Genomic DNA, 20280 nt, shown 5'->3' with positions numbered 1-20280 from the left:
AGGACGAGTGGTGCGACCTGGCCCACACGGTGACGATCCGTTTCAGCAGCCCAGGAGGTCGGTCGGCGTGACTGTGCCAGTTCGTTCTGCGGGCGGCGAGACGGCATCGGTGGCCGGCGGAGGCCTGCGGTTGCAGATTCTCGGGCCGTTGCGGCTGTGGCGGGGCGATGAGGAACTCAACGCGGGTCCCCGCCAGCAGGCCTACCTGCTCGCGCTGCTGCTGGCCAGGGAAGGGCAGCTGATCAGCACGCCGGAGCTGGTCGATCTGATCTGGGACGACGACGCTCCCGCCAGCGCGGTCAACGTCATCCACAAGTACGTCGGCGCACTACGCCGGCTGTTGGAGCCCTCGCTGCCGATCCGCGGCAACGGCTCCTACCTTCAGCGCCGCGGTAACGGCTACCTGTTCGCGGCCGGGCCCGGCGCGCTGGATCTGGCCGTCTTCCGGGAGTCCGTCGAAGCCGCCGGCCAGGCCGTCGCGCGGCAGCGGCGGGAGGCGGCGCTGGACTGCTATGTGGAGGCGCTGGGATTGTGGCAGGGCTCCACGGGCGAGGGACTGGCCTACGGACCGGCCGCCATGCCGATCTTCGCGGGGCTGGACGGCGAGTTCCTGTCCACGTGTGCGGCGGCTGCCGAACTCGCCGTCTCGCTCGGCCGGCCTGAGCGCGTGCTACCGCCGTTGCGGCTGGCCGCCTCGATGTCGCCGTTGCACGAGCCCGTACAGGCGAGCCTGATCACCACCCTGGGCGCCGCAGGACAGCAGGCACAGGCGTTGTCGTTGTATCAGAAGGTCCGTGAGCGCCTGGCCGAGGAACTCGGCGTCGATCCCGGCCCCGTGCTGCGGGCCGCCCAGCAGCGCGTACTGAACGACGCCCCTTCCCCGCCGGTGCGGATGACCGACGGACAGCCCTCCGGGCGGCCGCCCGCGCCCTGGCAACGAACTCCTGCATCCGCCACGCCGCCCGCTGCGGGCATGGTCGGCCGCGCCGCGGAGCTCGCCGTGCTGCTGCAGGCGGCCGGGACGGCGCTGACCGGTGGCAGAGGGCTCGCCATCATCGACGGTGAGCCGGGGGTGGGCAAGACTCGCCTGCTGGAGGAGCTCGCGGCCGAAGCGGAGGCGGGTGGTGCGCTCGTCGTGTGGGGCCGCTGCATGGAGGGCGAAGGCACGCCTTCGATGTGGCCGTGGGTGCAGGCGGCCGGCACGGTGCTGGGGGCGCTGCCCGCCGCGGTACGACAGAACCGGCTGACCGCCGAACTCGGCCGCCTGCTCGACCCGGGTGACGAGGGCGTCACCGCACGGGCCCTGCCGGACGGCCGTGCCCAGTTCCGGCTGTTCGAACAGGTCGTGGCCGCCGTCGGCGAGGCCTCCGCGCTGCGGCCGACGCTGCTCGTCATCGACGATCTCCAATGGGCCGACGTCACCTCGCTGCGGTTGTTCGGCCACCTGGCGGCGCGGTTGCCGGCCCGCACAATGGTCGTCGGAGCACTGCGTGACCGTGCGCCCGTGCCGGGCACTGAGTTGTCGCGGATGCTCGCCGCGGTCAGCCGGGTCTCGGGCCGGCGCCGCGTCCATCTGGGCCCGCTCAGCCCTGCCGAGGTGGCCGAACTCGTCTGCGGGGAGACCGGCCGGGCGCCCAGCCCGGAGGCCGCCCGCGAGATCCACGCCCGCACCGCGGGCAACCCGTTCTTCGTCCGCGAACTGTCGCAGCTCCTCAGCACCGGCGGCCTGCTCGGTGAGGACGAGGCGCCGGCTCGGGCCGGGGTGCCGTCCACTGTGCTCGACGTGGTGCGCGACCGGATGGCCGGCCTCGACGACGGCGCCCGGGGGCTGTTGCGGATCGCCGCGATCATCGGCCGCGACATCGACCTCCGCCTGCTTGCCGAGGTCGCCGATCTCGATGTCCAGATCTCGCTTGACCGTCTGGGGCCCGTGGAAGCGCTCGGCCTGCTCGAACCCTCACCTGGGAATCCGTTCTCCCTGCGCTTCTCGCACGACCTGGTCCGCGAAGCGGTCGCCAGGACGACCCCGCAGTCGCGCACGTCCCGGCTGCACCTACGCGTCGCCGACGCGCTCGAGCGCACCGGCTCGCCCGGCGACCATGCCGCCGAACGGGTCGCCCACCATCTGTGGTCCGCCGGCCCGCTCGCCGATCCGCGCCGGACCGTGGCGGCGCTGGTACGCGCGGGCCGCCGCGCCGCGATCAAGTCGGCGTTCGAGGCCGCCGAGCGGCACCTGCGGACCGCCGTGCAGGTCGCGCGGGCGGCGAGCCTGGCCGAGCCGGAGTTGTCCGCCCTGTCGCAGTTGATCGCGATCAGGGGAATGCTCACGATGTACGGCACCTCAACGGTCGATCTGCTGGAACGAGCCGAGCACCTGGCCAGGAGCCTTGACCGGGAACTCGACGCCACCGTCTTCCTCTACTCCCGCTGGGCGGCGCATGCCCAGGGCTTGGAGCGCGATCGCAGCAGGCCGCTGGCGCGGCGGATGCTGGAACAGGGCGAGGCGTCCGCCGATCCGCTCGTACGCGCGTACGGCCTGCAGACGTGGGGACTGCAGCAGTTCACCGAGGGAGACAACGAGGAGGCGTTCCGCTGCCTGAGCGAGGCGGGCCGCATCCTGATGACCCGCGGCGGCCCGCGTGAGGAGGACCCCGTCTGGTACGACCTGAAACTGCTGATGATCGGAAAGCTCGCGGAGACGACCGCGCTGCACGGGGACGTCGAGGGGGCGCGATCGTTGCTCACGATGCTGGAGGCCGCCGGCGACGACCCGTTCACCGTCACCGTGTGGGCCACCCACACGTCGAGGACGGAGGCGTTCATCGGCGACCCGGTCCGGGCCCTGCGCGCGGCGGAACGCGGGATCGCCGCGGATCCTCACTTCTCCTTCGTGTTCCTCGGCACCTACCAGCGGCTGGTCCGGTACTGGGCGCTGGCCAAGACCGGCCGGGATCCGGCCGGCGCGGCGGCGGAGGCCGAACGGCTCATCGCCACCAACCTGCTCGATCCGCTGCGCGCGAGTATCACGATCTTCATCGGACTCCTCTGTGAGATGTGGCTGACCGCGGGGGCGCTCGACCAGGCCGCCGCGGCCCTCGACCGGGCCGAGGACTGCCTCGACCGCTACAACGAGGGCTTCGCGGAGGGCCTGCTCCTGCTGCTGCGGGCCCGGCTGCTGCACGCGAACGGGAAACCCGTCGCCGAGGTCAGGGCGGTCGCCGACCAATGCCGCAAGCTGTCCGCCGAACGCGGCAACCACTTGTACGCGCGGCGCGCGGAAGAGTTTCTGGCCACCTTGGACCGTCTGCCGAGCGGCGGCGCCGGATGAGTCGCGCGGTCTGAGGCTCGGAAATCGAACTTCCAGCATGGTCGGCGCATCTTGAGAGCCGGGGGATGATCACGCGTCCCCCCGCTCTCTCGTCCACGGCCCGCGACGAGGCCGGCGAGCCATCACCGACACCATGGGAAGAAGACTCGTGATAGCTGGAAAACTCCTCCGCGCGCTCGGCATGAGCGCGACGGCGGCGCTCGTCATGACGGCGATGCCCCCGGCGGACGCCGCCTCCGCTCCGGCCGGCGGATCCGTCCAGTATGCCAGGCGGCAGGACGCCGCCGGTGAGAGCGGAACCACGGCACGGCGTAAATGCCGGACCGGCCCCATCTATTCACACACGGCAACATGGTCAGCGCCGAAATGAACTACCCCGGACGCTACAAGGGGATGCTCCGGGCTCGCACCTCAGGAAACAAAGACCCGAAGAAATGGGAGCTGTTCAGGGTCTGCGACGAGGCGACGTACAGCACCATCCAACTGATGAGCACCGGTCTCTACGTGAGCGCCGAGCTCGACTACGCAGGAGCCGACTACGGCATGGGTGTCGGTCGAGCGGGCCTACACCGGCGACGGCGCCAACATGCTGCGCGCCCGCGCGAAGGACTTCGGAAAGTGGCAGGCCTTCTACTCGACCACGCTGGTTTTCCAGCACGGCGATTACGAGAATGCCCGGCCGCCCGCCAAGAGCTGACCGCCGTCCATGACCAGGGCCTCCCGCGCCGCCCCCAGCCGGGAGGCCCTACCCTTCGCCGAACCTCGAGGAGAAGCATGACGAGGCCTACGGCGGGCCGGCGGCTGTCCAGCCGCATCGCCATCGCGGCCAACGCCCGCCAGTTCGACGCACGCGTCAAGGCCTGCGTCGCGGCTGCTGTCCGGGTGGACACGGAGGAGATCACCGTACGGGAAGGCGGCGTCTGGGCCAGCCTGTATCGGTATCAGGTCTACCATCCCGGCGGGGACCACCTGACTTTCTGGGAGGTCGTCGACCGCTACACCGTTCCGCCTGAGCGGGAGACGCTCCTGACACCAGGTGGCGTCGGCCAGACGGTGCGCGTGTACACCTCTGGTACGGCCGCGGCCGCCGTCTGGACGCGCATCCTGGCCGGGGTCGACGGAGACTCCGGCATCGTGGCGGACATCCTGCGGGAGTCACTGGCCGCACGCGTGCGAAGGCTGGCGCCCTACCGCGACGACGCTCCTGTTCCCGATCGCGTCCAGGACGGCGACGATCCACGTGATACCGGCCGGCGGGACGCCCTGGCCGAACTGGACGCGGCGCTGGAGGCCGAGCAGGCCACCGGCGAGGTCCCCAAGAGGCGGCTGCGCAGGTACGCGGTGGCGATGTGGCGAGCCGGCAGACACAATGTCAAGGCCATCGCCGACCTCACCGGCCTTGATCGTTCTAACACTGTTTATCCCGCTCTGCGGGAGGCGGGCATCGACCCTGCGACCGACCGTATCCGTAACTGATCAGTGCTGGGGCCGGGCCGGCGTGCTCGGGTTTCGAGCCCGCCGCCCGCCGGCCCCGGCCCGTCGCTGGTCAGGGGCGCAGGATGAGACGGACCGGGTCGCCCTCCTTACGGGCCAGCCGGTCCACGGCCACCGGTGCCTCCGCCAGCGGCAGAACGTCGCTGATGGACCCGGTCAGGTCGAGCCGGCCGCGCATGGCCAGGCCGATGAGCTGATGCAGGTGGTCGGGGTGGGAGCCGTAGTGGCCGCGTACGGATTGACCGAAGTAGGCCAGCGCGATGTCGTTGGGCACGGTCAGCGGCTCGTTGGCCAGACCTGCCACGATCAACCGGCCGCCCTGGCCGAGAAGCAGCATGGCCTGCTCGCGTGCGTGGGCGACGCCGGCGAAGTCGAAGGCGGCGTCCAGCCCGAGGCCGCCGGTCATCGCGCTGACGATGTCACGCAGCCGGGGGTCCGCCGGGTCGAGGACGGCGTCGGCTCCGGCGTCGATCCCGCGCAGCCGGGCCGCCGGGAGGGGGTCGACGGCGATCACCGGCGCCGCGCCGATGAGGCGTAGCAGCTGCACCGCGTGCGCGCCGAGCCCGCCGACGCCCCAGACCGCCACCGCCTCGCCGGGCCGGACGGCCGCGGTGGCGGTGATGGCCGCCCAAGGGGTGGAGACGGCGTCGGGGATGATGCAGGCCTGCTCGAACGGCAGGCCGGCGGGGACGGGCACCAGTGAACGGGCCGAGGCCAAGGCGTACTCGGCGTAGCCGCCGTCGAAGTCCACACCGCGGGTGCCACGGTCAGGCTCTCCGGCCTGCAGCACTACCCGGTCGCCCACCGCCCAGCCGGTCACACCCGCGCCGAGGGCGTCGATGACGCCGGACACCTCGTGGCCGAGCGTCACCGCATCGCCGCTCAGCAGCTTGGGCGTGAGTGTCCCGTCGGTGAGGTGCACGTCGGACAGGCACACCCCGGCCGCCCGCACTTTGACGCGGGCCTGCCCGAAACCGGGTTCAGGCACCGGCACCTCCTCCATGCGGACCTTGCGGGAGGGTATGTGCAGCCGGGCTGCGAGCATCTCGGCCATGGTCACCTACATTCGCTTCCAGTGCCGGCCCAGCCGCCGATCGTTTCGGCATCAAGATGCTTCGACGAGGCCGAAAGTTCGATCCCGCTCCTGCGGGATCGGCCTGCCGATAACGGGTGCGGCCCAGCCCGCATCCGGCGGCCTGCTGCGGCTGCAGATTCTCGGCCCGCTGCGGCTCTGGCGCGACGGCGTCGAACTGGACGCGGGTCCCCGTCAGCAGGCTTACCTGCTCGCGTTGCTGCTGGCCCGGGAGGGGCGGCTGGTCAGCATGGGCGAGCTGGTCGATCTGATCTGGGACGACGATGCTCCGGCCAGCGCCGTCAACGTCATCCACAAGTACGTGGGCGCGTTGCGGCGGCTGCTGGAGCCCTCGCTGCCGATTCGCGGGACCGGCTCCTACCTGCGGCGCCGAAGCAACGGCTATCTGTTCGTGCCCGGAACCGGCATGCTCGACCTGGCCGTTTTCCGTGAGCGCACCCAAGCCGGCGAGGCAGCCCTCACGGAGCAGCGGCGGGAGGCGGCACTCGACTGCTACGTGGAGGCCATGGGGCTGTGGCAGGGCTCCGCGGGTGAGGGGCTGGCCTACGGGCCCGCCGCCGTGCCGATCTTCGCCGGGCTCGACAGCGAGTTCCTGTCCACGTGTACGGCGGCGGCGGAGCTGGCGCTGTCAATGGGCCGGCCGGAACGCGTGCTGACGCCGTTGCAGCTGGCCACCTCGATGTCGCCGTTGCACGAGCCCGTGCACGCGAGCCTCATCTCCACTCTGGGCGCCGCAGGGCAGCAGGTACAGGCGTTGTCGCTGTACCAGACGGTCCGTAACCGCCTGGCCGAGGAACTCGGCATCGATCCCGGCCCCGTGCTGCGGGCCGCCCACCAGCGCGTACTGAACAAGACCGTGGCGCCCGAGCCCGTACGCGACAACCGACGGGCGACCGCCCGCGTCATGGCCGGCGGCTCCGGCATCCGGGGCGCGGCCCGCCACGGGCCTGGTCGGCCGGAGCCAGGAACTCGCGGTGCTGCGGCACGCGACCGAATCGGCGCTCGCCGGCGGCAGCGGGCTCGTCGTCGTCGACGGCGAGCCGGGGGTGGGCAAGACCCGTCTGCTGGAGGAGATCGCAGCCGAGGCGGAGGCGCGTGGCGCGCTCGTCGTGTGGGGCCGCTGCCTGGAAGGCGACGGGACGCCCTCGATGTGGCCGTGGATGCAGGCGGTCGGCACGGTGCTGAACGCGCTGCCCGCCGGCGCGCGGGACAAGTGGCTCGCCACCGAGCTCAGCCGGCTCGCCGACCCGCACGGCGACGGCTCCGCCGCACCGGCGATGCCGGACAGCGGCGCCCAGTTCCGCCAGTTCGAACGAGTCGTGGCCGCCGTCGGCGAGTCCTCGGCGCTGCGGCCGGCCCTGCTCCTGTTCGACGACCTCCAGTGGGCCGACGTCGCGTCGTTGCGGCTTTTCAGCCATCTGGCGGCCCGGCTACCGGACCGCGTCGCCGTCATCGGCGCACTCCGCGATCACGCGCCCGCGCCCGGCACCCAGCTGTCGCGCCTGCTCGCCGTCGCGAGCCGGATCCCCGGCCATCGCCGCATCCACCTCGGCCCGCTCAGCCTCGCCGAGGTGGCCGAAGTCGTCCGCGGCGAGACCAACCAGTTCCCTGCCCCCGGTGTCACGCGCAGCATCCACGCTCGGACCGCGGGCAACCCGTTCTTCGTCCGGGAACTGTCGCGGCTGCTGGCTGACGGAGGCGTGCTCACGCAGGACGCCGTGGCCCGGACGGGTGTGCCGTCGACGGTGCGTGACGTCGTCCGCGACCGGATGGCCGGCCTCGACGACGGCACCCGGCGCCTGCTTCAGGTCGCCGCGCTCATCGGCCGCGACGTCAGCCTCGCCCTGCTCGCTCGCGCGACCGGGCTCGACCTCCCGACCTGCCTCGACCGGCTCGAACCCTTGGAAGCACTGGGCCTGCTCGGCCCGGCCGCCGGCGATCCGTACGCGTTCCGTTTCACGCACGACCTGGTCCGCGAGTCGGTCGCCGAGACCATGCCGCTGTGGCGGACCCCCAGCTTGCATCTGAGCGTCGCGGACGCTCTGGAGCACTTCAACGCGGAGGGCGAGTCCGTCGCCGAGCGGCTCGCCTTCCACCTGTGGGCGGCCGGCCCGCTGGCGGACTCCGCGCGGACCGCCCACGCCATGGTGCGCGCCGGCCGCGACGCGGCGGCCAAGTCCGCGTTCCAGGCCGCCGAGCGGCACCTGCGCAAAGCCGTGGAGGTCGCGCGGACGGCGGGTCTGGCGGAGCTGGAGCTGGCCGCGTTGTCGCAGCTCACCGCGGTTCTCGGAATGAGTTCGATGTACGGCAACCTCATCCCCGAACTGCTGGAACGGGCCGAGCGACTGGCCCTTGACCTCGGCCAGGAAGTCGAAGCCACCGACTTTCTGTACTCCCGCTGGGTCGTGCACCAGCAGGGCATCGAATTCGATCGCAGCGGTCCGCTGGCGCGGCAGCTGCTCGATCAGGGCAAGGCCTCCAGCAATCCGATCGTGTACGCGTACGGTCTGGAAGCCTGGGGGCTGCACCCGTGGAACCTGGGCAATGTCGGCGACGCTTTCCGCCTGCTGTCGGAAGCCCATCGGATCATGCTGCGCGACCAGGCCCGGCGTGCGGACAACCAGGTCCGCCACGACCTGCAGTCGCTCATGGTCGGAATGCTCGCGGAGATCTCCGCGCTGCACGGTGACGTCGATGCGGCGCGGGCACTGTTCGACACCCTGAAGGCGGACGCCGGCGACGACCCCTATGCGGTCACGATCTGGTCCGCCATCGCCGTGCGGACCGCGGTGATCGTCGGCGACCCGGAGTGGGCGTTGCGCGCGGCCGATCGGGGGATCGCCGTGGATCCCGACTTCTCCTTCGTCTTGGCGGCCGCGGCCCTTGACCTGGCCGACCGCTGCCTCGACACCTATGGCCAGCGCTATCCGGAGGGTCTGCTCCTGCTCCTGCGCGCGAGATTGCAGCAGGCTCTCGGCGAGCCCGTCGCGGTCGTCCGGGCCACGGCAGAAAGAGCCCGCGCGCTGTCGGCCGAGCGTGAGGCACATCTGTTCGCCCGCCGTGCCGAGATGTTCCTGGCGGAGCTCGAGGATGAGCCGCCCGGTCGTCAGAACAATAAGGCACCCCGTTTTTGAATTGACCTCAGGACAGGCGTCCGGAGAATAGGGGTAAATAAAACTCGCGGCGGCAGGAAAGGGTTTGCCGCAGCACCGGAAAAACAAAGATCGACTTGCTCGGACGCATTGACTTCCGAGTCGTCCGATCAACTGGATCAAGAGCATGACCTGCAGGTTCAGCAGAATCGGGCATTTATGTGGCATTGATCACAGGCTTTACGTGAATTTATCCGCAGAAAGCCCACTAGGGTCCTTTCTACTGTCCGTAGCGACAAACGGTTCCCAGGGACAGCAAGGAAAGGGTCATGATGAACACGTTTAAGCCGGTGAGCGGCCAGCGGATGTCGGGCGGCCGTAAGGTCGCCGGCGCGGTGGCGGCGGGAGCCGTCGCGGCGCTGGCTCTCGGCACGGTGATCGCCGCGCCCGCGGCCGCGGCTCCCCAGACCGCGCAGGCGGTCACGGTCGCCTCCTCCTCGGCCGGCGCCCACTCGGTCGCCTCGTTCAGGAAGTACTACTTCTCCTCCACGCTGTTCGGCAGGAACGAGGTGCCGGAGCCGGGCAAGAAGGTCAACGATCCGAACGGTGTGGCCGCCGCCAAGTTCCGGATCAGTGGCGACCGGTTCTACTTCTTCGTGCAGTGGCGTAACACCGGCAGGCCGACGGCTCTGCACATCCACCGCGGCAAGGCCGGGGTCAACGGCCCGGTGGTGATCGATCTGCTGTCCAACAGCCGTATCCGCGGCAACACCGCCTTCGGCTCGGTCCGGGTCAAGAGCAGCCTCCTGCGCGGCATCAAGGCCAACCCGAAGAAGTGGTACGCCAACCTCCACACCGCCCAGTTCCCCGACGGCGCCGTACGCGGCCAGCTCCACACCGGCAACCGCTGGTAACCCACCCGCATCCGGCCGGGCATGCCACAGCAACGACGGCATGCCCGGCCGGATGCGTCCGAGTCGAACGGAGAACCGCTTCATGACCTCCTCTGTCGGCATGTCATCCACGCCGGGGGCGACCGACGTGCCGGGAACGGCATCACCACGGACGCGCAGGCCGGCCTGGACGGACCTGCGCCCCCTCGTGGTGCGGCTGCACTTCTACGCCGGACTGCTCGTCGCGCCCTTCCTCCTGGTCGCCGCACTCACCGGCTTTCTGTACGCCGCCTCCCTGCAGATCGAGAAGATCGTCTACGCGCACGAACTGACCGCGCCGGCCGGGCGGACGCCGCTGCCCCTGTCCCAGCAGGTCACGGCCGCGCAAGCCGCTCAACCCCGCGGCAAGGTCAGCGCCGTGCAACCGGCCGCCGAAGCCGGTCTCACCACCCGGGTCCTGTTCGACGCCCCCGGCCTGCCGGCCGGCACCAGACTGGCCGTCTTCGTCGACCCCTACACCGCCGGCGTCCGCGGCACGCTGGAGAGCTACGGCAGCTCCGGCGCGCTGCCCGTACGGGCCTGGATCTCCGGTCTGCACCGCCACCTGAACCTCGGTGAGCCCGGACGCGTCTACAGCGAACTGGCGGCGAGCTGGCTGTGGGTCGTGGCACTGGGCGGCCTGCTGCTGTGGCTCGCCAGGCGGCGCAGTCATCGCCGCCTGGCGGTCGTGCCCGAACGCCGCACCATCGGTTCCCGGCGCATCCTGTCCTGGCACGGCAGCATCGGCGTGTGGACCGTGCTGGGCCTGTTGGCGTTGTCGGCCACCGGGCTGACCTGGTCGACCTACGCCGGAGCGAACGTCGGCACCGTGCGTGCCGCTCTCGGCTGGCAGACCCCTAAGATCTCCGCCGCTTCCGGGGAGCACGCCGCCCACCACCCGGGAAACCACCCTGGATCGGCCCCCGTGATCGGCGTGGATCACGTCGCGGAGACGGCCAAGCGCGCGCAGATGCCCGGCCCGCTGGAGATCGCCTGGCCGGCCGCGGCCGGCGCCCCCTACCTGGTCAGCCAGATCGACAAACAGTGGCCCGTGCACCTGGACCAGATCGCGGTCGACTCCGTCACCGGACAGGTGAGCGCGCGCCTGCCCTTCGCCGACTACCCGCTGGCCGCCAAACTGACCCGCTGGGGTATCGACGCCCACATGGGGCTGCTGTTCGGTCTGCCCGGCCAGATCATGCTCATGGCGCTCGCGGCCGGCCTCGTGACACTCATCGTGCTCGGATACCGGATGTGGTGGCGGCGACGGCCGCGCGGCGGCCTCCCCCTGCCACCCGCGCGCGGCCGATGGCGCCGCCTGCATTGGACGACGCTGGCTCCTCTGGCCCTCCTCACCGTGATCGCCGGCGTCTTCCTGCCCTTGGTGGGCATCTCCCTGGCCGCCTTCCTCATCATCGACGTCCTCCGGGGAAGACGCGCCCGGGCTGTCTGACGAGGCGGGCGCTGTGCCCTCGCGGCTCCGGACCAATGAATGTGACGATGAACGGTTTCTACGACGTGAATCACCACTTTTTCTCCCTGCTCGCGGCCTGCCATCTGCGCTTCGTCGGCACCGCGCTGGCAGGCCCCGACGCCACCGCACGCTGGCTGTACGAGGACGCGCCCTTCGGCGTCCTGGCCCATGACGGGGCGGACGACCCTCGCTTCACCTACGCCAACCTCACCGCCCAACGCTGCTTCGAGTACGACTGGGCCGAGTTCGTGGGCCTTCCGTCCCGGTTCTCGGCGGAGCCGGACCGGCGCGAGGACCGGCAGCGACTCCTGGACGCCGTGCACGAGAAGGGTTACGCGACCGGCTACCGCGGCCGGCGCATCGCCAAGTCCGGCCGCCGGTTCTGGATCGAGGACGTCACGATGTGGAACCTGGTGGAAGACGGCCTGCTCGTGGGGCAGGCGGCCACCTTCCCCCGCTGGACTGACGCCTGATGGCCGGCTGACTCCATGGATGGCCACGCCCGGGGGCGAGGGCGGATTCACCGCGGCTTCACTCTTCTTCAACTCGCCCTGCGTAGCTTCGTTCGGCAGCAACGGCATCATCCAGCTCTTCGCCGCCGACATGGGCATCACCATCCCGCAGGCGACGTACGCCGTGACCGCCTACGCGGCCGGGGTCATGATCGGATCCCCCGTCATCACGATCGCGGGCGCCCGGTTGAACCGCAGGCACCTGCTCCTCGGGCTCACCATGCTGTTCCTTCTCGGCAACCTGATGTCGGCGCTGTCGACGAACGTCGGCATGCTCATCGCCGCCCGCTTCATCACCGGCACCGTCCAAGGCGCCTACTTCGGCGCCGGCGCGGTCGTCGCCTCCTACGTCTACAGCCCGGGCAAGAGCGGAAGAGCTTTCGCGACGGTCATGGCCGGCCTGACGGTCGCGACGATCTTCGGTTCGCCCCTCGGCACCTTCGTCGGGCAACAGGCCGGCTGGCAGGCGCTGTACGGCGTGGTCACCGCGATCGGCCTGCTCGCCGGCCTGGCCATCCTGGTGTGGGTGCCGGCCACTTCCGATCTCGACGGAGGACCTCTCTCCCATGAACTGGGCGCCCTGCGCCGCCCCATGGTCTGGGTGATCATGGCCGTCGCCGCGCTCGGCATCTCGAGCATCTTCGCCGTCTACACCTTCATCGGCCCCTACGTCACGGACGCGGCGATGACCGATGACTCGCTGATCCCCATCGGCCTGGCGGTGTTCGGCCTCGGCATGGCGGCGGGGAACCAGCTCGGTGGACACCTTGCCGACCGCTACACCTACCGGGGGCTCGTGATCGGCTACTCCAGCGTCCTGGCGTTCCTGCTGGTGATCGTCACAGCGGGTGAGACGGTCTGGGTGCTCATGCCCGCGCTGTTCGGAGTCGGTGCGACCATGATGCTCGCCATCCCCACGATCCAGGTGTTGCTCACCACGTACGCCCCCGAGGCCCCCACACTGATGGGCGCCCTCAACCTCGCGGCGCTCAACCTGGCCAACGCGCTGGGCGCCGTCGGTGGCTCGATCACTCTGGCGGTGGGACTGGGCACCGTCTCGACGGCCTGGGCCGGTGTGGCGCTGACCGTCACCGGTCTGCTCGTCTTCGTCGCCACCGTCCCGCGGCTGACGCCGTCCCGGCCCGTCCAGAGGGCGGCGGGGATCACGTGACGCGTGGCGGACGCATCGTTCCCCTCGAGGTTGAGCAGAACGATCGCGAGTCCGCCCACAGGGCGTCCGGCTTCTACGGTTGTGCCTGGCGGAGTCGACGAACGTGAACCAGGGCCGACGCCCATGGAGTCGAACCCCAGCCATCGAAGGACCGGCCCCCGTGCCCCGCGCCGTTGTTCGATCACGGCCGAAGAGCGTACGGGCCCCTGTACCACTGCCATCAGCGGCCACGCGTAGCCGTCAGGCCGCAGCACGTCATCGCGGAGAGCAGAGACATGAACCTCAAGAAGCTGTTGCGTACCACCGGTGTGACCATGACGGCGGGATCGCTCATGCTGACCACGGCGCCGACGGCGAGCGCCGATGACCTGAGGGTGGACTGTACGCCGAATCAAGTTCTCCGGGCGAAGGAGAACAAGCGCGCGCTCAGCGCCGAACTCGACTACACGGGGCAGAAGGAAGGAATGATCCGTGCCCGGTCGACCGGTATCGGCGCATGGGAGATGTTCAAGATCTGCAACTATTACGGCGGCGAGTACAAGGACCAGTACCAATACACCGTCCTTTACTCGCAGGCCGCCCAGCGTTACGTGAGCGCGGAGGTGGAGTACTCGGGCGCCGACTACGGCATGCTGCGGGCGCGTTCCACCTCGGTCGGGCAGTGGGAGAAGTTCCTGGAGAAGTGCGACTCCCTTCACTGCGCGTACAAATCTGTCGCCAACGGCAAATGGGTGGCCGCGGAGTTCGACTACAAGAACGACGGCGCGGGCATGCTGCGGGCACGCTCGGCGACCATCGGCAACTGGGAACGGTTCAGCATCTCCGGTCTCGCGTGACGACGCGTTCAAGAGTGACAAGGGCGACCGGCCACGTAGATATCGCAGAAAGCAGAAAAATGAGCCTCAAGAACATCGTGCGCGTATGCGGCACCGCCTTGACCGTGGGAGCGCTCTCGCTGACCGGCACGACCCCCGCTCTCGCGCACGTGCATAAGCGCGCCGATTCCCTCAAGGTCGCTCTCGACGGCGTGGACCCCTATCCCGGGGGAGACGATCCGCGTCAGGAGTGGGTGCTGGCGTCCAGCGGCGGCATCGTCAGCGTCGAGCTGGAATACGCGGGCTACAAGCAGGGGATGCTGCGCGCTCGATCGTCCTCCATCGGGCCGTGGGAGAAACTCCGCATCTGCCGGCACGAGAACTTCCAGACCATCTTCTCCGTGGCCGCCCAGCGTTATGTGAGCGTCGAGCTGGACTACGACGGCGCCGACAAAGGCATGCTCCGGGCACGCACCGACAAGGCCGGCGCATGGGAGATCTTCCAGCCGCGATGAGGACGACGGCTCCACGTCGTGACTTCTCCCGGCGGGGACTCGCCACCGGCGCCCGGCTCGGAGTCGAACTTCCGGCTTGTTCGGCGCATCTTGTGACCGAGCAGGTGTCGTCGATCGCCGCCACCGCCCCGACCACGAAGGACATGATGATGACCACCAATATCGTCAGGCTGCTGACGCTCGGCGTGGCCGCCACCGCGACGCTCACCGCGGCCGGTCTCGCCCCGGCCACGGCCGCCGTGAACACTCGAATTGCCGTCAACCAGGTCAGCTACGTGAACGGGAAGGTCGTCCGCACCTTCGCCGGCCGGCTCGACAAGAAACCCTGGTGCAAGAAAGGCAGTTTCTGTTTCTGGTCCGGTGAGGACTTCAAGACCGAGCCACCCTTGACGCAGGTCGGGGTGTATCTGAAGTGCAACGAGTGGATGGACCTCGGCCGTCATGGCTTCAACGACATGATGTCGTCGGTCTGGAACAACACCGGCAGCCGGGTCAACCTCATCAACCATGACGACCACGGCAAGCGCTCCAACGGCCACCGCTACGACAAGACTCTGGTCCGCGTCCAACAGGGCCAGGTGCTCGATTCGCTGGGCCGCTACAACAAGCAGGTCGACCACGTGAAGCGGTTCTGCTGACACCTGGGTGCCGTCACCGTGCGAGACCGGAGATCCCCGCCTCGGCCGAAAGGCTCAGGCGGGGATATCGGCGGTGACCACCAGGATCGCGCGGCCCAGCACATGAGCGGACATCACCCAGCCCAGCCACCCCGGCGTGCCGCCAGTGCCATGAGGGCAACGAACAACTCTGCACGGGAAGCGGCGGATGGATCGGCTTCGGCCCGCCCGGAGGATTCGCCGAGTACGTCACCGTCCCCAACCGCCACCTCATCCGCATCGATGCGGATTCGGGCCCCGACCGACCAGGTGCGGGCGGCCGGGTCAGGCACACCTTCACGGCGATCAGGCTTGACGACATCAATGACCGCCTGGCCGCCCTGGGCCGGGGCGACGTGATCGGCCGCCAGGTCGTCGTCTTCAACTGACAATTCCCGCCGCTCAGGCCAGAATGTGATTAGGCGCGCCCGCAATCTTCGTGCGGCAAGAAACGCATCTGAGGCGTGCGCACAAGACGTACTGGAATAAAACGATTCCATAACGGCGCGCCGGCCGGAAACTGCCCCATCAGCGGACAGGCTGATCGGACCACTCCTTGCGCATGGGCGCCATGACGCACGCCCAGAGCCGGCCGCCAAGGCCAGGGAAGCAGACCTTTCAACTCCCCGGATTACGCAGTCTCGCCGCCGGACCTCAACGAAGGTGTCCGCACCCCGGGGATATTTTCCTCCGCGTCGAGATATTCGGGCCTCCGACCCCGCAATTTATCGGCACCCCATGTCGCTATATGACCGGACGTGTGGATAGCCTGGTCTCGGGCAATCAGCGTAATCGCTGACTTTGAGCGGAATGCGCACATGGTGCTGCCGGTACACGATGCTCGGCGTAGAGCACGGGCCGCCCCCTCGAACGGCTGCACTCGAAAAGCGCGTTTCGCCTCTCCCCCAACGACCCGCGGGCGACCCCGCCACGACTCATCGAGACCGTGGCCGACTACAAAGGAGATCGATGAACCACGCCATCGTCATCGGCGCGAGCATGGCGGGGCTCCTGTCCGCCGCCGCTCTGCACGCGAAGTTCGCACGGGTCACGGTGCTCGACCGCGACGCCATGCCCGATGACGACGAGCACCGCAAGGGCGTCGGGCAGAGCCGGCACGCGCACGCCCTGCTGGCCCGGGGTCACGAGGCCGTCGAGCGGTTGTTGCCGGGCATCACGGCCGAGCTGGTCGCGCAGGGCGCGATCGCCAGCGACGTGCAGCGGAATGCCCGGCACATCCACTGCGGGCAGCGGCACGCCAGGGTCGAGAGCGGCATGACCGGGCTGCTCGCCAGCCGCCCGATGCTCGAAGGTCAGGTGCGGCGCCGGATCACCGCGCTGCCCGGCGTACGGCTGCTGCCCGACAGCGTCGCCGCGAGCCTGCTCGTCGAGCGGGACCGCGTCACCAGGGTGCGGCTCGCCGGTGGCGAGCCCATTCCGGCCGACCTGGTCGTCGACGCGAGCGGCCGCGGCTCGCGCACGCCGTTCTGGCTGGACGAGCTGGGCATCGTGCCACCGGCCGAGGAACACGTCATGTTGGACGTGCGATACGGGACGCGCGAGTTCCGCCGCCGCCCCGGCGACCTCGACGGAGATCTGATCGTCGTCGTCGCCCCCACCCCTGACAAGCCTCGCGGCGGGGTGGCGCTGGCGATGGAGGGCGACCGCTGGATCGTCACCCTGGTCGGCTACGGCCAGGCTCCCGGCCGCAGCCTGGCCGGGTTCGCCGAGTTCGCGGCCGACCTGCCGGCCCTCGATCTGCACCGGCTCATCAGCACCGCCCAGCCCATCGGGAAGCCGCAGGTGTACCGGAACCCGGCCGGGATCAGGCGCCGCTACGAACGGATGACCCGTTTCCCCGACGGTCTGCTCGTCACAGGGGACGCCGTCTGCGCGTTCAATCCCAGGTACGGCCAGGGCATGACGGTCGCCGCGCTGGAGGCGTTGGAACTGCTGAAGACCGACCTGCGCCCGCTGCCGTTCTTCAAGCGGGTCGCCAAGGTGGTGGACGGGCCGTGGCAGATCACCGTCGACGACGACGTGCGGCTGCTCCACGCCGCCAGCACCTTGAGCCTGAAGAAGCGCCTGCTCAACGCCTATCTGGAGCGTTTCCACGCCGCCGCCGCGCACGATCAGGAGCTGGCGTTGCGCTTCCAGCGGGTGGCCAACCTCTACGCTCCGCCGTTGTCGCTGATCACTCCCGGCTCGCTGGTCCGAGTGCTCCGCAACGGCTCACCGCGAGCAACATCCGTGCCCGATCCGGAGTCCGTTCCCAGGGAGGCGAGCGAACGATCTACGCGTTCGACCTGATAGGCATGGCGGCCGGGAATGTGAAAAAGTACATGGTCATCTTCGCCGTGCCCCGGCAGACTTCTCGCAGGCTCCGCCGACAGAGTGGACACAGCCGGAAGGGCGGACGTATGTGCATCGGCATGAGCCGGGGATGCCAGGTAAGGGACGTACTCGCATTGCCGCTCGCCGCCGAGGGCGGCATCGGCGCGGGCGCCTGACCTCGAGCTGGCCGTCGCACCCCGGCACTTACGCGAGCAGCGACCACGGCCGGGCACCATCGCCGGCGGACATGCGACGTCGGTTCGCGCGCCGACCGGTCGTCCAGAGACCCTCGTGAGCCGATCGCATGGCCCTCCGCCTGGTCTCCGTGCGACACATGTCCTCCCCGTTCCGGCTCACCCAGGACACCGCGTTCCCGGCCCGCGGGCCGCTCTCGTCCCGTGCCGTTGAGGACTCGGAACCGGTCGAGCCGAAGCTCAGCCCCTGGCGGGAAGCGCGCAGCCGCCTCCTCACGGTCCGCCAGGCACCCCACGAAGGAGTCCCCTTGTCGAATGCCACCGCGGCCGCGTTCGCCGCCGTCATGTTCGCCGCGCTGTACGCGAGCCACCATGTCGGTGATCATGTAGTGCAGAGCAGCGCTGTCGCAGCCGCCAAGAGTGTCCCGCATCCGGATGCGCTGGCCGCCGGAGTGCCGCCGTGGACCGGCTGGGGCGCCTGCTTGCGTCACGTCGCCGGCTACGCCGCCACGCAGGCGGCGGCTCTGGCGCTGGTGTGTGTGGTGGTGCCGCTGGAGATCGTCGGCATGGCGACGGCGCTCGTGGTGTCGGCCAGCACGCACGCGGTGATCGATCGCCGCTGGATCGTCCACCGGCTGATCGAGCTGAAGAGGTGCCATGACTGGGCGGAGGCACCGTACGTGCTCGACCAGTCGCTGCACATGGGCGCGATGCTGGTCGCGGCGGTGCTCTCGGTCGCGGTCAACGACGTCGCCGGCCTGATCATGGTCTTGGCGGGCGCCGGTGCGGTGGTGGGCGCCGCCTTGACGATGGAGCGCCGCTTCGCGTCGGCGTGCACGCGGTCGATGGACTCACTTTCCCGCTGAAACACGTCTCACCGTACGTGCCGGCGCGTCCTGCCTCAGTCGCCGGCGCTCAGCGGCAGGCGGGCTTCGACGACCCCGGGGTCGTCGGTGAAGCCAAGGGTGGCTCCGAGGCAGACCATGAGGCGGCGCATCCGCTGGTTCTGCGCCATGATGGCGGCTCGGACCTCGGCCATGGCGTGGTCGCGGGCGATGTCGACGAGAATGCGGGCGAGCTGGGCGCCCAGGCCGCGGCCCTGCCAGGCGTCCTCGACGAGCAGGGCGAGTTCGGCCGTGCCGGGTTCGGCGCAGTACATGAGGTTCGCCATGGCCCGCACCTGTCCGTCGTGGCAGGCCACCACGGAGATGCCGGGTGTCGGTCGTCGAGCGCGCCGCGGTCACGCTCACCGGCGCCCACATCATCGGCGGGCAGACCGGTGTCAGCACGACGTCGGCCGCGGCGTCGTTGGTCGCCCACTGCACGGTGACCGGCGTCTCGCGCACCGGGCTGGAGGTCGGCGAGGGCGGCCACGCGGTCCTGGAGGGCAACCGGGTGGTGCGCCCGGGCGCGGCCGGCATCGTCGTCGACGCCAGGGCCGACGTGCGCGTGGACGGCGGCTCGGTGGAGGACGCCCAGGGCTGCGGCCTGGTCGTGTGGACCGGCGCCCGCCCGGTCGTCACGGGGCTGCGCGTCGTACGCCCCGCGAAGAACGGCGTCTTCGTCGCCCCGGGCGCCGGCGGTGTCTACGAGTCGTGCGACGTGGTCCGCTCGGGCTTTCCCGCCCTGCACATCGGCTCCGGCGCGGACCCGCTGTTCCGCCGGTGCGGCACGCGGGACTGCGCCGACGCCGTGGGCGGCGACGAGGGGGCGGCGCCGGTGTTCGAGGAGTGCGGCTTCGGCGGGAGTCCTACGCCGCTTCCTCCCGGCCCCGCTCCGCTGCCCCGGCCCGCCGTCGTGCCGGCGCCCGTGGTGACGGAGCCCGCGGAGGAGAACCTGGAGGATCTGCTCGGCGAACTCGACCGGCTCGTGGGACTCGACCGGGCCAAGCGCGACGTGGGCTCGCTGGTCAAGCTGATGCAGGCCGTACGACGTCGCCAGGACGCCGGGCTGCCCGCCCCGCCGCTCACCCGGCACCTGGTGTTCGCCGGCAATCCCGGCACCGGCAAGACCACGGTGGCGCGGCTGTACGGCCGCCTGCTCAAGGCGCTGGACATGTTGCGGGTCGGCCACCTGGTGGAGGTCGACCGCAGTGACCTGGTCGGCGAGTACGTCGGCCACACCGGCCCGAGGACGGCCGCCGCGTTCACCCGCGCTCTCGGTGGAGTGCTCTTCATCGACGAGGCGTACTCGCTGGTGCCCGCGGGCGGAGGCACGGACTTCGGCCTGGAGGCGGTGGCGACCCTGGTGAAGCTGATGGAGGACCATCGGGACGACGTGGTGGTGATCGCCGCGGGCTACCCGGAGGACATGACCCGGTTCGTCGCCTCGAATCCCGGGCTGTCCTCACGCTTCACCCGTACGTTTGTTGTTCGAGGACTACGATCCGGCCGAGCTGGTGTCCATCGTGGAGCATCAGGCGCGCGAGCACCGCTACGAGCTGACCTCGGCCGCGAGTGCAGCCTTGACCACGCTCTTCGCCGAGATGCCCAGGGACGCCGGCTTCGGCAACGGACGCTACGCCCGCCAGGTCTTCCAGGAGATGACCGAGCGGCAGGCCCAGCGCGTGGCGGACCTGGCCGACCCGGCCCCCGCCGATCTGATCGCCTTGGGGGTGGAGGACCTGCCCGGGACGGGCGACGACGGTCCGGTCCGATCATCGTGACGGCC

General features: G+C 70.1%; 16 protein-coding genes and 3 pseudogenes. 17 read left to right on the top strand and 2 right to left on the bottom strand.

Annotated elements, in window-relative coordinates; translation table 11 throughout:
- Positions 1-67: 67 nt before the first annotated feature.
- From AB0C28_RS48240 to AB0C28_RS48230, 3 genes are all read left to right on the top strand, one after another.
- Positions 68-3328 carry a BTAD domain-containing putative transcriptional regulator gene (locus AB0C28_RS48240; protein WP_358083039.1) on the top strand — a complete coding sequence of 1087 codons (3261 nt, stop codon included), beginning with the start codon at positions 68-70 and terminating at the stop codon, positions 3326-3328.
- 547 nt (positions 3329-3875) lie between these two features.
- A complete protein-coding gene (locus AB0C28_RS48235) occupies positions 3876-4025 on the top strand; it encodes a hypothetical protein (RefSeq protein ID WP_357849255.1) in 150 nt (49 codons plus the stop codon).
- Between the two features lie 77 nt (positions 4026-4102).
- Positions 4103-4804 (top strand): hypothetical protein, encoded by a 702-nt coding sequence (locus AB0C28_RS48230; RefSeq protein ID WP_358083036.1) that lies wholly within the window; start codon positions 4103-4105, stop codon positions 4802-4804.
- A 70-nt stretch (positions 4805-4874) separates the two neighbouring features.
- Here the strand turns inward: AB0C28_RS48230 and AB0C28_RS48225 are convergent, their stop codons facing one another.
- Positions 4875-5876, bottom strand: coding sequence for a zinc-binding dehydrogenase (locus AB0C28_RS48225; RefSeq protein WP_358083034.1), 1002 nt, complete (start codon positions 5874-5876; stop codon positions 4875-4877).
- Between AB0C28_RS48225 and AB0C28_RS48220 the strand changes: the two are divergent.
- The 12 genes and pseudogenes from AB0C28_RS48220 to AB0C28_RS48165 form a co-directional block, all read left to right on the top strand.
- Positions 5824-6702 (top strand): annotated as a pseudogene (locus tag AB0C28_RS48220) (BTAD domain-containing putative transcriptional regulator); the annotation flags it as partial. The gene AB0C28_RS48225 and the pseudogene AB0C28_RS48220 sit on opposite strands and share 53 nt — an antisense overlap.
- Positions 6703-6862: 160 nt before the next feature.
- A complete protein-coding gene (locus AB0C28_RS48215; protein ID WP_358083071.1) occupies positions 6863-9049 on the top strand; it encodes an AAA family ATPase in 2187 nt (728 codons plus the stop codon).
- 287 nt (positions 9050-9336) lie between these two features.
- Positions 9337-9921, top strand: coding sequence for a CHRD domain-containing protein (locus AB0C28_RS48210; RefSeq protein WP_357849268.1), 585 nt, complete (start codon positions 9337-9339; stop codon positions 9919-9921).
- An 82-nt stretch (positions 9922-10003) separates the two neighbouring features.
- Positions 10004-11392 carry a PepSY domain-containing protein gene (locus AB0C28_RS48205; RefSeq protein ID WP_358083032.1) on the top strand — a complete coding sequence of 463 codons (1389 nt, stop codon included), beginning with the start codon at positions 10004-10006 and terminating at the stop codon, positions 11390-11392.
- 47 nt (positions 11393-11439) lie between these two features.
- Positions 11440-11886, top strand: coding sequence for an MEKHLA domain-containing protein (locus AB0C28_RS48200; protein WP_358083029.1), 447 nt, complete (start codon positions 11440-11442; stop codon positions 11884-11886).
- A gap of 19 nt (positions 11887-11905) precedes the next feature.
- Positions 11906-13096, top strand: coding sequence for an MFS transporter (locus AB0C28_RS48195; RefSeq protein ID WP_358083027.1), 1191 nt, complete (start codon positions 11906-11908; stop codon positions 13094-13096).
- Between the two features lie 275 nt (positions 13097-13371).
- Positions 13372-13932, top strand: coding sequence for a hypothetical protein (locus tag AB0C28_RS48190; RefSeq protein WP_358083023.1), 561 nt, complete (start codon positions 13372-13374; stop codon positions 13930-13932).
- Between the two features lie 59 nt (positions 13933-13991).
- Positions 13992-14426, top strand: coding sequence for a hypothetical protein (locus tag AB0C28_RS48185; protein ID WP_358083021.1), 435 nt, complete (start codon positions 13992-13994; stop codon positions 14424-14426).
- Positions 14427-14518: 92 nt separating this feature from the next.
- The gene (locus tag AB0C28_RS48180) at positions 14519-15064 is read left to right on the top strand and encodes a peptidase inhibitor family I36 protein (protein WP_357849285.1); all 546 of its coding nucleotides are present in this window, start codon (positions 14519-14521) and stop codon (positions 15062-15064) included.
- A gap of 188 nt (positions 15065-15252) precedes the next feature.
- A pseudogene (locus AB0C28_RS48175) lies at positions 15253-15471 on the top strand (hypothetical protein); the annotation flags it as partial.
- A gap of 580 nt (positions 15472-16051) precedes the next feature.
- Complete coding sequence (locus tag AB0C28_RS48170) at positions 16052-17392, top strand: FAD-binding monooxygenase (RefSeq protein WP_358083019.1); 1341 nt, start codon at positions 16052-16054, stop codon at positions 17390-17392.
- Positions 17393-17918: 526 nt separating this feature from the next.
- Entirely contained in the window at positions 17919-18476 is a 558-nt protein-coding gene (locus AB0C28_RS48165) for a DUF3307 domain-containing protein (RefSeq protein ID WP_357849290.1), read from the top strand.
- Positions 18477-18511: 35 nt separating this feature from the next.
- On the opposite strand, the gene AB0C28_RS48160 is transcribed toward AB0C28_RS48165, so the two are convergent.
- Positions 18512-18781: a GNAT family N-acetyltransferase gene (locus tag AB0C28_RS48160; RefSeq protein ID WP_358083016.1), complete on the bottom strand. Its 270-nt coding sequence runs from the start codon at positions 18779-18781 to the stop codon at positions 18512-18514.
- Between the two features lie 44 nt (positions 18782-18825).
- On the opposite strand from AB0C28_RS48160, the pseudogene AB0C28_RS48155 reads away from it, so the two are divergent.
- Both AB0C28_RS48155 and AB0C28_RS48150 read left to right on the top strand, forming a co-directional pair.
- Positions 18826-19902, top strand: a pseudogene (locus tag AB0C28_RS48155) (AAA family ATPase); the annotation flags it as partial.
- Between the two features lie 193 nt (positions 19903-20095).
- Positions 20096-20275 carry a hypothetical protein gene (locus AB0C28_RS48150; protein ID WP_358083068.1) on the top strand — a complete coding sequence of 60 codons (180 nt, stop codon included), beginning with the start codon at positions 20096-20098 and terminating at the stop codon, positions 20273-20275.
- The last annotated feature ends 5 nt before the right edge of the window (positions 20276-20280 follow it).

The organism is Nonomuraea sp. NPDC048892, assembly GCF_040649735.1.
Taxonomy (GTDB): Bacteria; Actinomycetota; Actinomycetes; order Streptosporangiales; family Streptosporangiaceae; genus Nonomuraea; species Nonomuraea maheshkhaliensis.
This window is presented reverse-complemented; position numbering and strand designations above follow the sequence as displayed.